The sequence below is a fragment of the Allobosea sp. P1_A7 genome, from assembly GCF_056406775.1.
Map to the genome: position 1 here is coordinate 1 of NZ_JBFTZN010000144.1, position 13055 is coordinate 13055.

The 13055-nt window shown below is 65.0% G+C and carries 15 protein-coding genes and 1 pseudogene; 13 read left to right on the plus strand and 3 right to left on the minus strand.

The window, feature by feature from the left end; translation table 11 throughout:
• The coding region (locus AC1D34_RS22745; RefSeq protein ID WP_476825410.1) for a hypothetical protein at positions 1-240 on the plus strand (240 nt) is incomplete at its 5' end.
• 106 nt (positions 241-346) lie between these two features.
• On the opposite strand, the gene AC1D34_RS22750 is transcribed toward AC1D34_RS22745, so the two are convergent.
• On the minus strand, positions 347-799 hold the full coding sequence (locus AC1D34_RS22750; RefSeq protein WP_069880024.1) for an SRPBCC family protein: 453 nt from the start codon (positions 797-799) through the stop codon (positions 347-349).
• Positions 800-965: 166 nt separating this feature from the next.
• Here AC1D34_RS22750 and pcaB point away from each other — a divergent pair, with 166 nt between their 5' ends.
• From pcaB to pcaC, 5 genes are read left to right on the plus strand one after another with little or no spacing between them, the layout of a single operon-like run.
• The gene (gene pcaB / locus AC1D34_RS22755; RefSeq protein ID WP_476825411.1) at positions 966-2330 is read left to right on the plus strand and encodes a 3-carboxy-cis,cis-muconate cycloisomerase; all 1365 of its coding nucleotides are present in this window, start codon (positions 966-968) and stop codon (positions 2328-2330) included.
• A gap of 1 nt (position 2331) precedes the next feature.
• Positions 2332-3591 (plus strand): aconitase X, encoded by a 1260-nt coding sequence (locus tag AC1D34_RS22760; RefSeq protein WP_476825412.1) that lies wholly within the window; start codon positions 2332-2334, stop codon positions 3589-3591.
• Positions 3582-3992 carry an aconitase X swivel domain-containing protein gene (locus tag AC1D34_RS22765; protein WP_476825413.1) on the plus strand — a complete coding sequence of 137 codons (411 nt, stop codon included), beginning with the start codon at positions 3582-3584 and terminating at the stop codon, positions 3990-3992. Before AC1D34_RS22760 ends, AC1D34_RS22765 begins: the two co-directional genes overlap by 10 nt.
• 19 nt (positions 3993-4011) lie before the next feature.
• The gene (gene pcaD, locus AC1D34_RS22770) at positions 4012-4791 is read left to right on the plus strand and encodes a 3-oxoadipate enol-lactonase (RefSeq protein ID WP_441491448.1); all 780 of its coding nucleotides are present in this window, start codon (positions 4012-4014) and stop codon (positions 4789-4791) included.
• A 10-nt stretch (positions 4792-4801) separates the two neighbouring features.
• Positions 4802-5197 carry a 4-carboxymuconolactone decarboxylase gene (gene pcaC, locus AC1D34_RS22775; RefSeq protein ID WP_441491449.1) on the plus strand — a complete coding sequence of 132 codons (396 nt, stop codon included), beginning with the start codon at positions 4802-4804 and terminating at the stop codon, positions 5195-5197.
• Between the two features lie 7 nt (positions 5198-5204).
• Here pcaC and AC1D34_RS22780 read toward each other — a convergent pair whose 3' ends face one another.
• Entirely contained in the window at positions 5205-5723 is a 519-nt protein-coding gene (locus tag AC1D34_RS22780) for a flavin reductase family protein (RefSeq protein ID WP_441491450.1), read from the minus strand.
• Between the two features lie 145 nt (positions 5724-5868).
• Positions 5869-6567, minus strand: coding sequence for a GntR family transcriptional regulator (locus tag AC1D34_RS22785; RefSeq protein ID WP_441476666.1), 699 nt, complete (start codon positions 6565-6567; stop codon positions 5869-5871).
• 141 nt (positions 6568-6708) lie between these two features.
• On the opposite strand from AC1D34_RS22785, the gene AC1D34_RS22790 reads away from it, so the two are divergent.
• The 7 genes and pseudogenes from AC1D34_RS22790 (at position 6709) to AC1D34_RS22820 (ending at position 13041) form a co-directional block, all read left to right on the plus strand.
• Complete coding sequence (locus AC1D34_RS22790; RefSeq protein WP_476825414.1) at positions 6709-7056, plus strand: hypothetical protein; 348 nt, start codon at positions 6709-6711, stop codon at positions 7054-7056.
• Positions 7057-7076: 20 nt separating this feature from the next.
• Entirely contained in the window at positions 7077-7403 is a 327-nt protein-coding gene (locus AC1D34_RS22795; protein ID WP_441491451.1) for a cupin domain-containing protein, read from the plus strand.
• On the plus strand, positions 7400-8632 hold the full coding sequence (locus tag AC1D34_RS22800) for an NAD(P)/FAD-dependent oxidoreductase (RefSeq protein WP_441491452.1): 1233 nt from the start codon (positions 7400-7402) through the stop codon (positions 8630-8632). The genes AC1D34_RS22795 and AC1D34_RS22800 overlap by 4 nt, the downstream gene beginning before the upstream one ends.
• A gap of 538 nt (positions 8633-9170) precedes the next feature.
• On the plus strand, positions 9171-10088 hold the full coding sequence (locus AC1D34_RS22805; RefSeq protein WP_476825415.1) for a branched-chain amino acid ABC transporter permease: 918 nt from the start codon (positions 9171-9173) through the stop codon (positions 10086-10088).
• 3 nt (positions 10089-10091) lie between these two features.
• Positions 10092-11474 carry a high-affinity branched-chain amino acid ABC transporter permease LivM gene (gene livM / locus AC1D34_RS22810; RefSeq protein ID WP_476825416.1) on the plus strand — a complete coding sequence of 461 codons (1383 nt, stop codon included), beginning with the start codon at positions 10092-10094 and terminating at the stop codon, positions 11472-11474.
• Positions 11474-12283 (plus strand): annotated as a pseudogene (locus AC1D34_RS22815) (ABC transporter ATP-binding protein); the annotation flags it as partial. The gene livM and the pseudogene AC1D34_RS22815, both read left to right, overlap by 1 nt.
• Positions 12284-12309: 26 nt before the next feature.
• On the plus strand, positions 12310-13041 hold the full coding sequence (locus tag AC1D34_RS22820) for an ABC transporter ATP-binding protein (protein ID WP_441491453.1): 732 nt from the start codon (positions 12310-12312) through the stop codon (positions 13039-13041).
• The last annotated feature ends 14 nt before the right edge of the window (positions 13042-13055 follow it).

Consider the following 13055-nt stretch of genomic DNA (forward strand, 5'->3'; position numbering starts at 1 on the left):
ATCTCGGATGCCGTCGCCCAGCAAAGCTTCGTCACGACCAGCATCGCCCGCGATGCGGCCGAGGTCGCAAACAGCTCCGACGAAGCCATCGCCAGTGCGACCGCCGTCAATGACGGACTTGCCACGACGGCAAGAGCGCTCGAGCGTGCCAACACAGCCGCGTCGGACATCGCGCTCCAGATCGGAGCGGCGGAAGCGACCGTCAGCGAGGCTCTCGCGTCGCTGCGCAAGGCCTCGTAGATCACCGAACCGGATAGTGTATCCGGTTCGGTGATCTAACCTCCTGCATTTGCATCGGATTTCCCGAGAACCGCATCCACGTTTGGGGCCGATGCTTTGGGCGCGCTCAGCCTTCGCTGACCGCCTTGGCGAAATTCGCAAAGAATTCGTCGGCAAGCTTCTTCGAGACCGAATCGATCAGTCGGGAACCAAGCTGCATCAGCTTGCCGCCGACCTGCGCCTCGACCTCGTAACTCAGCAATGTCTGCCCTGCTTCCGCGTCACTGAGCACGACCTTGGCGCCGCCCTTGGCGAATCCGGCGATCCCGCCCTCGCCCTCGCCCGCGATCCGGTAGCCATTCGGCGGATCGAGATCGGCAAGCTCGACCTTGCCGCGGAAGGTCGCCTTCACCGGCCCGAGCTTGACCTTCACCACCGCCGAGAAATGCGTATCGTCGTCCTTGGTAAGCTGTTCGCAGCCGGGAATGCAGGCCTTCAGCACCTCGGCATCGTTGAGCTTTGCCCAGACCACATCCTTGCTGGCGGGTAAGGTGACCTCGCCATTCATCGTCATCGCCACGGCGTCACTCCTCCATCTTGGCTGCGCCGAACGGCCCATGTTGCGGGCGAGCGCGCCTCGGGTCTATCCAAAGACCCATTGGTCTATCCTTGATCGGAAAGCGCCAGCCTAGACAAGGGGAGCGAGCCTGCATTGCGCCACGCATTTCCGAACACGCGGAGCCGCCATGACTGACCTGCCCGGTCTCTATGGCGAGCTCTTCGCCGATCACGAGATGGCAAGCCTGTTCGAAGACCGGGCACTTCTGCAAGGCATGCTGGATTTCGAGGCCGCGCTCGCTCGCGCCGAAGCGGCCGCCGACGTCATCCCCGCGGCCGCGGCCGACGTGATCGCGGCGGCCTGCAAGGCCGAGCTTTATGACATCGGCGCCATCGGCAAGGCCGCGACTCTTGCAGGCAACCCCGCAATCCCGCTGGTCAAGGAATTGACCGCCCAGGTCGCTGCGGTCGATCCGGAAGCGGCCAAATGGGTGCATTATGGCGCAACCAGCCAGGACGTGATCGATTCCGGCCAGGCCCAGCAATATCGCACGGCCTACCGGCTGATCCTCCGGCGCTCCGCCCGTCTCGCCCACGCCCTCGCCGAACTGACGAAGCGCCATCGAAACACTCCGATGATCGGGCGCACCTTCCTCCAGCATGCCGTGCCGATCAGCTTCGGCGTCAAGGTGGCGCAGTGGCTTGGGCCGATCGTTCGCTTCCACGACGATTTCATGATCTACGGCCAGGCTTCGCATCAGTTGGGTGGAGCAGCCGGGACCCTGGCCTCGCTCGGCGACAAGGCTGAAGCCGTGCTCCAGAACTTCTGCAGGACGATGCCGGCGATCGGCGCGGTCCTGACGCCCTGGCACACGGAGCGGCACCGGCCGGCGCGGATCGCGGCCGAACTTGGCATCGTCATGGGGCATCTCGGCAAGATCGCGCAGGACACGGCGCTGATGGCGCAGACCGAAATCGGCGAACTGGCCGAGCCGGWAGCGCCCGGCAAGGGCGGCTCCTCCGCCATGCCGCACAAGCGCAACCCGGTGCTGTGCACCCTGATCCTCGCCGGAGCGAAGCGCGCTCCGGGGCTGGTCTCGACCATGCTCGCGGCGATGCCGCAGGAGCACGAGCGCGCCATGGGCGGCTGGCATGCCGAATGGCGCACGCTTGCCGAACTCTTCATCATCGCCGGTACGGCACTCCATCAAAGTGTGGCGCTGATCGAGGGCCTGCAGGTCTTTCCGGAACGGATGCGGCAGAATCTCGAGCTCACCCACGGCCTGGTCATGGCCGAGCGGGTTTCGCTCACGCTCGCAGCGTCGATCGGCCGGGCCGAGGCGCATCACCTGCTCGAGGAGGCAAGCCGCGACTGCGTGGCCAGCGGCAGGCATCTCAAGTCCATTCTCGCCGAGCATCCGGCGCTCGCCGGCCGCCTTGGTGAAAGCGAACTCGACATCTTGTTCGATCCCGCGACCTATCGCGGAGCGAGCGACTGCATCATCGACCGGATACTCGCGCTCTACGAAGAAGAGCGCGAGTATATGGACTGACATGCTGCAACTGACCGACGAGGAACGGGCGATGGCCTCCGGCGCGCGAGGCGGCGGCTCAGCGATGGCCTTGCGTATCGTCGCCGAAGCCGCTCGCCTGATGGGTGCGCGGAGGTTGATACCCGTTGCCTCGGCCCATATCGACGGCGCGCTCTACCACGGCGATTCCGGCACGCTCTTCGCGGAGAAACTGGTCGAGGGCGGCGCCAGGGTCGCTGTGCGGGCGACGCTGAATGTCGGCTCCCTCGCCCCCGCCGGCTGTGCCGCGATCCGCCTCGCCGCGCATCAGCGCGATATGGCGGCCCGCATGATGCGCGCCTATGAGGCGATGGGCTGCGAACCGAGCTGGACCTGTGCGCCCTACCAGGCCGGACACCGCCCCGCACAGGGCAGCGACGTCGCCTGGGGCGAGTCGAATGCCGTCGTCTTCTGCAACTCGGTGCTGGGCGCGCGCACCAACCGCTATGGCGATTTCCTCGACATCGCCTGCGCGATTGCCGGGCGCGCCCCGGATTACGGCCTCCACCGCGCCGAGAACCGTGTCGCGGAGTTGCTGCTCGATGTCGGAGGGCTCTCGAAGGAGCTGCGCCGGTCGGATGTGTTCTATCCCGTGCTCGGCACCTTTCTTGGACGCGCTGCCGGGAGCACGGTCGTCGTCATCGAGGGGCTTCAGGATTGTACGACCGAGGACCGTCTAAAGGCGCTCGGTGCGGCTGCTGCCTCGGCCGGAGGCGTCGGCTTGTTTCATGTCGCCGGTGTCACGCCCGAAGCTCCCGATCTCGCCACGGCACTCGGGCACCGCCCCCCGAAACAGCGCATCGTGCTGACGCATCGGGAGGTGCAGGCGACCCTTGCGCGGCTCTCCACGGCAGGCGCCACCAACCGTATCGACGCCGTCGCGATCGGCTCGCCGCACCTTTCCCTGATGGAGATCAGTGAGCTGGAAAGCCTGCTTGGCGACCGCACGCTTGTCCGCCCGCTTTACGCCAATACCGGTCGCCACGTGCTCCAACCTCTGGAAGCGCAGGGGCGCCGCAAGCGCCTCGAAGCCGCCGGCGTCATCTTCGTCGTCGATACGTGCGTGGTGGTGACGCCGATCCTGCCCGAGATCGAAGGCGCGGTGCTGATGACGAACTCCGGCAAGTTCGCGCAATATGCACGGGGCAATACCGGCTACGCCGTGACCTACGGCTCGCTCTCCGAATGCGTCGAGAGCGCCGTCGCCGGTCGCCTCGTCAGGGAGCCCAGGACATGGTCTTGAAGGGCGAAATCCTGATCCCCGGAGGCAACGTGAAGGGCGAGTGCCTGGCGCTCAGCGCAGCAATCAGCTTCTGGGGCGGCGTCGATCCGCGCACGGGCATGATCATCGACGCGCGCCATCCCGAGCGAGACCGCAACATCGCTGGCACCGTGCTCGCCCTGCCCGGCACGATCGGTTCGWCCTCTGCCTCGGCCGTGCTGCTCGAACTCGTCCATGCCGGGAACGCGCCCGCGGCGATCCTGATGGATGCGCCCGATGCGATCCTGCTGCTCGGCCTCGTCGTCGCGCGTGAGATGGGTTGGCCGACGCCGCCGGCTCTGCGGCTGCCCGCATCGCAGCAAGCGGCGCTTGCAGGTAAGACGCTTCTGATCAGCAGCGACGGCAACATCGCGGTACAATAGGCCAGGGAGAGACAGGACGATGCCGATCGAGATCATCCGGGGCGAGCCCTTCAATATCCGCTTCGACGGGCCTGAGGACGCACCTGTCCTGATGCTCTCGAACTCACTCGGCACCGATCTGCACATGTGGGATCCGCAGATTCCCGAATGGACCAAGCAGTTCCGCGTCCTGCGCTACGACTCGCGCGGCCATGGCAAATCGACGGCGCCAGACCGGCCCTATTCGCTGGCCGAACTCGCCGGCGACGCGATCGGCATCACGGACCATTTCGGCCTGGACAAGGTGCACTGGTGCGGCGTGTCCATGGGCGGAATGGTCGGGCAATGGCTCGCAACCCATGCCCCCAGGCGGCTCCACCGCGTGGTGCTGGCCAACACCTCCGCCCGGATGGGACCGCCCGATCTCTGGAACGGCCGCATCCGCAATGTCCGCGCCAATGGCATGGGGCCGCTGGTGCAGCCGACGCTGGAACGCTGGTTCAGCCCGGGTTTCCGCGAGCGCGACGGAAAGACCGTGGAGGCCGTGAGTGCGATGCTCACCACCACGCCACCGCTCGGCTATGCGGGCTGCTGCGCCGCGATCCGCGACATGGATCAGCGCGAGGCGATCTCGGCAATCGTCCTGCCCGTGCTGGTGATTGTCGGCGCGCTCGACCCGGCCACACCGCCCGCCGTCGGCCAGCAGATCGCCGATTCCATCCACGGTGCAGAGCTTGTCACGCTCGATGCCGCCCATCTCTCCAATCTGGAGCAGCCCGAGGCCTTCGGCCGGGCTGTTCTCGACTTCCTGAACGCCTGAGGAGGCCGCCATGGACGACGCCACCCGCTATGCCAATGGCATGAAGACCCGCCGCGCCGTGCTTGGTGAGGCCTATGTCGACAAGGCCAGTGCCGGTGTCACCGAGTTCAACGGCGACTGGCAGGAGTTCATCACCCGAACCGCCTGGAACGACATCTGGAACCGGCCGGGGCTGATCAAGCGTGAGCGCTCGCTCATCGTGCTTTCGATTGCAGCCGCGCTCGGCTCCTGGGGCGAGTTCCGAATCCATGTCCGTGGCGCATTGAACAACGGATTGACGCGCGACGAGATTAAGGAAGTGCTGATGCAGACGGCGATCTATGCCGGCGTGCCAGCCGCCAATCACGCTTTCAAGGAAGCGGCCATCGTCTTCGCCGAGGTCGACGAGGAAGCCGGAGAGGTCTGACGGCCCTTTAGACCTCGGAGAAGCCGCGCCGCCGGTAGACCAGCCCGCTGCCCTGGCCCCGGCCGCCGATCGCCACGACCTCTCCGATCAGGATGCGGTGGGTCGCGACACGGTGCACCTCGATCAGCCTGCAGTCGAAGGCGACAAGCGAGCCGACGAGTGCCGGCGCTCCGGTCACGAGCGTCGTCCACTCGGCCGTCGCGAAACGGGCCTCGCCTTCGATGCCCCGACGCCGCGCAAAGATCTCGGCGAGATCCCCGTCATCGCCCGCCAGCGTGTTGATACAGAAAGTCCCGCTCGCCTCGATCGCGGCGAGCGTGCGGCTGATGCCGTCGACACAGACCAGCATGGTCGGCGGCGCGTCGGACACCGAGGCGACCGAGGTCGCAGTCAGGCCCGCGCGGCCCGTCGTGCCCCGCGTGGTGACGATATGCACGGCGCTCGTGACCTGCGCCATTGCCTGACGGAAGGCCGGCGCATCAGGAATGGCCGTCACATGGGGCACGGCCTGGAACGTCTTGGTCATCAGCCCGATCTGCAGGAGTGGAGGTCTTCGCCGGCTGATGTAGGGATTTTCCGGCGCGATGGCCAGCGCACAGCCGCAATGTCATGCCGTCATGGGCTCCACGGCCCTCGAAATAGATATATCAATGGCGCGCGCCCCTCAATTCTCAGTCGCGGCCGAGCGTCGCCAGCATGCCGGCGCGCAAGTGCTGCATCAGGGCATCGCTGGCTGCACTCGCCGCGGCAGGATCCTCCGTTGCCAGGGCCTGGGCGAAGGCGACATGATGCCCCGCCGCGGGCACCAGATCGTCCTCGCGCTCGAAATAGTACCAGGCGCGCCGGATCAGGGCCTGCAGCGGTTCGACGGCGCGTGTCGCATAGGGGCTGCGTGCGGCGGCGGCGACCGCCGCATCGAGCTCCTTGTCGAGCCGCATATAGGCGTTGGCATCGCCGGCCTCGGCTGCAGCGCGCATGGCGCGCGCCTTTTCGATGATGACGATGCGCTCGCGCGGACTCGCCCGCTTCGCCGCATCCGATGCGATCAGCCTCTCCAGCACCTCCCGCGCATCCAGAGCAGCCATGATGTCGATGGCGTTGATGCCGGTGACGACGACGCCCTTGCGCGGCAGGATGTCGACCAGCCCCTGCTGTGCGAGGCGGATCAGGGCCTCGCGAACCGGCGTGCGCCCGACCCCGACGAGATCGATCAACTGGGCTTCGGTCAGCACCGCGCCGGGCCTCAGGGAGAGCGTCACGATGGCCTCCTCAAGACGGCGATAGGCGGTCTCCGAGAGGCTCGTCGCAGCGCCGGGCGGAACACGCACATCCGTATCGAGAGGCAGCTGGGTTTCTTCGTTTGAGCGCATGCTCATTTCGCTCCCGCGGGACGGAAGGCGAGGATTGACGCGACATCCAGCATTGATATATCACCATGACCGATACGGGCCGGCCGCAGCCGCAATGCAATCTGCAAGCGAAACGTCCTCATACGCAAGAAGCATTCTGCGATGACGAAATGCATCAGCGCCCTGCCTTCCGGACCACCAGGCTCACGCCCCACTGGCGAGCTCGACTTCGCCGAGATCGCCCCGCGCCGATCGCTTCGCGGCGCATATCGGCGTCGACGATCTCTCGCCAAATCTGGTTGCAGGGCCGAGACCGGAGCAATCCGTCGCTGGACCTATTCGCGGCTCGACGTCGCGGCGCGACTCGGCCAGAACATCAAGCTGGTCGAGGCGGCGGTGATCAACTCGCGTGATCGCTACATGTATCGCACGGGAGGGTGCGGAGCGCGCCTGCCTTGCGGCCGTCGTCAAGGCAGCGGAAGCCAAGTGGCTAGCCTGCCGAAACTCTGATCCATTCTCCGGGAGGTACCGTGGCCTTTACCTGCACGACACCCGCCGTTCCAACCGTCCAGCAGGACGACGAGACGATCCGCATYACCCGTTGGGACTTCGAGCCCGGTGCCGTGACCGGCTGGCACAGCCATGGCTGGCCCTATTTCGTCATCATGCTGTTCGACGGCACGCTGCGAATCCATGACGGGACGAAAGTCAGCGACGTTCCGCTGGCTCAGGGCCAGGCCTATATGCGCCCGGCCGGAATCCAGCATGACGTGATGAACGGCTCGGACCACCCGATCGCCTTTATCGAGATCGAGGGGAAGAAGCCGGGCGCCCTGAAGGAGCTCAGCCTTTCATGAAGATCGCGATCGTCGGAGCAGGCATTGTGGGCATCGCCACTGCGCATGCCCTGCTTGACGACGGTCACGAGGTTCTGATCATCGATAAGGAAGGGCCGGCCTTCGGCCCTTCACGCGGCAATGCCGGCTGGATCGCACACACGGACATCCTGCCGATTGCGAGCCCGAAGAACCTGCGGCAGGTGCCGAGATTCCTGGCCGATCCGCTTGGACCGCTCGCCATCCGCCCTGTCTATCTGCCAAAGCTCCTGCCCTGGCTCGTCCGCTTCATCCTGGCCGCGCGCCCAGCCGCCTATGAACGCTCGATCCAGGGCCTCGGCGCCCTGCAGCAACAGGCGTTGCCGGCCTGGCTGAAACTGGCCCAGACCACGCATCTCAGCCGCCACATTCATCGCAATGGCGGTCTCTACGCCTTCACCGACAACGCCGCCTTCGCGGAAGCTCGGCGTATTGCGCAGCGGCAGGCCGAATTTGGCATCAAGGTCGAGATGATCGGCCCTGACGTGCTTCGCCAATTCGAACCCGCCCTGAAGGACCGCTTCGTCGGAGCAGCGTTCCACCCCGAGACCGCCCATATCAGCGACCCGCTCGAACTGTCGCTCGCCCTTTTCGAGGCGGCGCTGGCGCGCGGCGCCCAATTCGAGAAGGCCGAGGTCATCAACCTCTCAATGGCCGCGCGCCCTGCCCTGATCGGCCGCGACGGCTGGCAGCGCGTGGTCGACCGCGCCGTGATCGCCGCAGGAGCCTGGTCGGGGCCGCTCGCTGCCGCTCTCGGAAACGCTGTGCCGCTCGAGACCGAGCGCGGCTACAATGTCAGCTTCCCCGGCAGCACGGGGCTGACATCCCGGCCCATCGGTTTCGAAGGGCATGGCTTCGTCATGACCCCGCTCGACAGCGGCTTGCGCATTGGCGGCGCGGTCGAGTTCGGTGGCCTCGATGCACCACCCAATCACGCGCGGACGCGGGCGCTCTATGATAAGGCCGCCAACCTCGTCGACGGCTTGCCTGCCTTCGGCAGTGGCCGTCTCTGGATGGGTTTCCGGCCGTCATTGCCGGATTCCCTACCGGTGATCGGCAAGGCAGCGCGCAACCCAAGCGTCGTGCTCGCCTTCGGACACGGCCATTACGGCATGACGCAATCTGCGGTGACCGGCGGCCTCGTCGCCGATCTGATCGCCGGTCGCCCGTCGGCGATTGATCTCGGCCATTTCAGCCCGAACCGGTTCTGAGGGGCGGCATGGCTGATCCCGACCTGATCATCCATATCAATGGTTGGCCGGGCTGCGGGAAACTGACCATCGGCCGCGAGCTGGCGAAGCGGCTGGGCGCGCCCCTCACATCCCCCGACGCACGACCATGCCGCCAAGGGCGGCAGTGCCAGGACGTTATTATACCTTCGATCGAGGGCTGGCCCCGGATGATCGACGACAGCACGATCGTCACCGACGATCGCGCCCCGCAGACCCGCGGCTGCAAGGTGACCGATCGCACCCGGCAGCCCCCGCCAACACCCTTTTTACTTGCACGAAGGAGGATGCTGCACCGCACAATAGACAATCATCTTGCGCCAAATTGGCGCTGCACTGCACAGAATTCTGCCTGTTTCGAGAGCAAGCGGTCCGAGATTGCTTTTGACAGAAATATGGCATGGGTGGATTGTCGCAGGCGCAAGCCATTGGTAGCTCTGCATAGCAATCGCATCCCGCATGCGTCGGCGTCATGCCGGCGAAGAGAACGGGAGCTGGTTCGAGGGGTTAGACGTCGTCAATGGAAGTATTCCTCCAGCAGCTCATCAACGGGCTGACCCTGGGGTCGATCTACGGCCTCATCGCCATCGGCTACACGATGGTCTTCGGAATCATCGGCATGGTGAACTTCGCCCATGGCGACGTTTTCATGCTCTCCGCGTTCATCGCGCTGATCTTCTTCATGCTGATCGCCTCCTGGTTCGGCGCCGGCCTCATCGTCCTGGCATTGATCTTCGTGCTGGTGCTGGCGATGTTCTTCACGTCGCTGTGGAACTGGACGATCGAGCGTGTTGCCTACCGGCCGCTGCGCGGTTCCTTCCGACTGGCCCCACTGATTTCGGCCATCGRCATGTCGATCTTCCTGACGAATTTCGTCCAGGTCGTGCAGGGCCCGCGCAACAAGTCGATCCCGCCAATGCTGAACAGGTCGATCACGCTGATCGACAGCGCGACCTACACGGTCCAGATCTCCTACAAGCAGATCGTCATCATCCTCACCACCGCGATCCTGCTCGCCGCCTTCTGGTTCATCGTGCAGAAGACCTCTCTGGGTCGCGCCCAGCGCGCCTGCGAACAGGACCGCAAGATGGCCGGCCTGCTCGGCATCGACGTCGACCGCACCATCTCCATCACCTTCGTGATGGGCGCAGCGCTCGCCGCCGTCGCCGGCGTGATGTACCTCGTGCTCTACGGCGTCGTGAACTTCGCCGACGGCTTCACGCCAGGCGTGAAGGCCTTCACCGCGGCGGTTCTGGGTGGCATCGGTTCCCTCCCCGGCGCCGTGATCGGCGGATTGCTGATCGGCCTGATCGAAGTGTTCTGGTCCGCCTATTTCACCATCGACTACAAGGACGTCGCCGCCTTCTGCATCCTTGCGGTGGTGCTCGTCTTCATGCCGTCCGGCATCCTCGGTCGTCCCGAAGTCGAGAAGGTCTGACGCATGGCTCCCGTCACACAGTTACCGGCCGCACGCCAACTCGACATGATGAAGGCGCTGAAGGAAGCCGCCTTCGCCGCCGTCGTCACCTTCGGCCTGTGCATCCCCATCATCGCCTGGGGCACTCGCCAGAACCTCGACAACGTCCTCGTCCTCGATCCACGTTGGGACGCCGTCGCCTGGGCTGTTGCGATCATCTTCGTCGGCCGCTTCCTGATGGCGTTGCGCCAGCAGAAGCGCGGCGAAGGCAAATCGGTGGTGCGGCTGCTGCCGCATGGCACGATCGGCTTCTTCCAGCGCCATTCGCGCCTGTTCTCGCTGGCCGGGCTCGGCTTTCTCGTCACTTTCCCGATCATTGCCATCACGCTGGCGGGCTGGGGCGGCGCGCTGAAGTGGATCGACAATTTTGGCGTCCAGATCCTGATCTACGTCATGCTCGGCTGGGGGCTGAACATCGTTGTCGGCCTCGCCGGCCTGCTCGATCTCGGATATGTCGCCTTCTACGCCGTCGGTGCCTATTCCTATGCGCTGCTCGCCAAGAATTTCGGCCTGTCCTTCTGGATCCTGCTGCCGATGTCCGGGATCCTCGCCGCCTTCTGGGGCATGCTGCTCGGCTTCCCCGTGCTCAGGTTGCGCGGCGACTATCTCGCTATCGTCACCCTCGCCTTCGGCGAGATCATTCGCCTCATCCTGATCAACTGGGTCGAGTTCTCGAACGGCTATGCCGGCATCTCGGGCATTCCGCGCCCGACCTTCTTCGGCATTCCGTTCACGGCGGCCGATGACGGCTTTGCCGCAGTGTTCGGGCTCGAATTCTCGCCGCTCTATCGCACCATCTTCCTCTACTACGTCATCCTTGGACTGGCCCTGCTCACAGCGTTCGTCAMGCTCAGGCTGCGTCGCCTGCCGGTCGGACGCGCCTGGGAGGCGCTACGAGAGGACGAGATCGCCTGCCGCTCTCTCGGCATCAACACCACCAACACCAAGCTGACGGCCTTTTCGCTCGGTGCAATGTTCGGTGGCTTCGCTGGCTCATTCTTTGCTGCACGCCAGGGCTTCATCTCGCCTGAGTCTTTCGTCTTCATGGAATCGGCGATCATTCTCGCCATCGTCGTGCTCGGCGGCATGGGCTCGCTCTGGGGCGTCGCCATCGCGGCCAGCGTGATGATCGGCGGCACCGAACTCCTGCGCGAACTCGATTGGCTGAAGCAGATCTTCGGCCCCGATTTCGATCCGACCAAATACCGGATGCTGATCTTCGGCTTCGCCATGGTCGTAATCATGATCTGGAAGCCACGCGGACTGATATCGACACGCGAGCCGACAGCCTTTCTCAAGGAGAAGAAGGCGATCTCGGCCGATATGGTCCAGGAAGGCCACGGCTGATGACAACCCCTCCTCTGCTTCAGGTCGAACATCTGACGATGCGCTTCGGCGGCCTCACCGCCGTCAACGATCTTTCCTTCGAGGCACGCAAGGGCGACATCACCGCCCTGATCGGCCCCAACGGAGCCGGCAAGACCACCGTCTTCAACTGCATCACGGGCTTCTACAAACCGACCGAAGGCATGATCACGCTGACCCAGGACAGCGGCGCGAGCTTCCTGCTCGAGCGCATGCCCGACTTCCGGATTTCCTGGAAGGCCAAGGTCGCCCGCACCTTCCAGAACATTCGCCTGTTCGGCGGCATGACCGTGCTGGAGAATCTGCTTATCGCGCAGCACAACCCGCTGATGATCGCGTCGGGCTTCACCTTCCTCGGCGTGCTCGGCATCGGCGGCTACAAGGCGCGCGAGAAGGAAGCGATCGAGAAGGCCAAGTTCTGGCTGGAGAAGATCAACCTGATCGATCGCGCCGACGATCCGGCCGCCGACCTGCCCTATGGCGATCAGCGCCGCCTCGAGATCGCGCGCGCCATGTGCACCGACCCCGTGCTGCTCTGCCTGGACGAACCCGCGGCGGGCTTGAACCCGCGCGAGAGCCACGATCTCAACACGCTTCTGCTCTCGATCCGCAAGGATATCGGCACGGCCCTGCTGCTGATCGAGCATGACATGTCGGTGGTGATGCAGATTTCCGATCACGTCGTGGTGCTCGACTATGGCACCAAGATCTCCGACGGCACCCCGGCCGAGGTGCAGGCCGATCCGCGCGTGATCGCAGCCTATCTCGGCGTCGACGACGAGGAAGTCGCCAAAGTGGAAGCAGAGGTCGGACTGTGATGACGGACGCCGCGCCTCTGCTCTCCGTTCGCGGGGTCAAGACCTATTACGGCAAGATCATCGCTCTGAAGGGCGTCGATGTCGACGTGCATGAGGGTGAGATCGTGACGATGATCGGCGCCAACGGCGCCGGCAAATCGACGCTGATGATGACGATCTTCGGCAATCCGCAGGCCCGTGAAGGCACGGTGACCTATGAGGGCCGGGACATCACCAGGCTGCCGAGCCACGAGATCGCCCGGCTCGGCATCGCCCAATCGCCGGAAGGGCGCCGCATCTTCCCGCGCATGACCGTGTTCGAGAACCTGCAGATGGGCGCCGCGGTACGCGACCTCGCCCATTTCGAAGAGGATCTCGAAAAGATCTGCGAGCTCTTTCCGCGCATTCGCGAGCGCCTGCAGCAGCGCGGCGGCACACTTTCGGGCGGCGAGCAGCAGATGGTGGCGATCGCGCGCGCGCTCATGGCGCGGCCGAAGCTGCTGCTGCTCGACGAGCCGTCGCTCGGGCTGGCGCCACTGATCGTCAAGCAGATCTTCGAGGCGATCCGCGAACTCAACCGCACGCAGGGGCTGACCGTGTTCCTGGTCGAGCAGAACGCCTTCCACGCCCTGAAGCTCGCCCATCGCGGCTACGTCATGGTCAACGGCGTCATCACCATGAGCGGCACCGGCCAGGAATTGCTGGCGAACCCGCAAGTCCGGGCCGCCTATCTCGAAGGCGGGCGGCACTAGAGCCGCATGACACA

What these genes read in the sequence shown, in the direction of transcription:
- AC1D34_RS22800 (WP_441491452.1), top strand. Translation starts at nt 7,400, where the DNA reads ATGAAGATCGCGATCGTCGGAGCAGGCATTGTGGGCATCGCCACTGCG.
- AC1D34_RS22790 (WP_476825414.1), top strand. Translation starts at nt 6,709, where the DNA reads ATGACGAAATGCATCAGCGCCCTGCCTTCCGGACCACCAGGCTCACGC.
- AC1D34_RS22820 (WP_441491453.1), top strand. Translation starts at nt 12,310, where the DNA reads ATGACGGACGCCGCGCCTCTGCTCTCCGTTCGCGGGGTCAAGACCTAT.
- AC1D34_RS22785 (WP_441476666.1), bottom strand. Translation starts at nt 6,567, where the DNA reads ATGCGCTCAAACGAAGAAACCCAGCTGCCTCTCGATACGGATGTGCGT.
- AC1D34_RS22760 (WP_476825412.1), top strand. Translation starts at nt 2,332, where the DNA reads ATGCTGCAACTGACCGACGAGGAACGGGCGATGGCCTCCGGCGCGCGA.
- pcaC (WP_441491449.1), top strand. Translation starts at nt 4,802, where the DNA reads ATGGACGACGCCACCCGCTATGCCAATGGCATGAAGACCCGCCGCGCC.
- pcaD (WP_441491448.1), top strand. Translation starts at nt 4,012, where the DNA reads ATGCCGATCGAGATCATCCGGGGCGAGCCCTTCAATATCCGCTTCGAC.
- AC1D34_RS22780 (WP_441491450.1), bottom strand. Translation starts at nt 5,723, where the DNA reads ATGACCAAGACGTTCCAGGCCGTGCCCCATGTGACGGCCATTCCTGAT.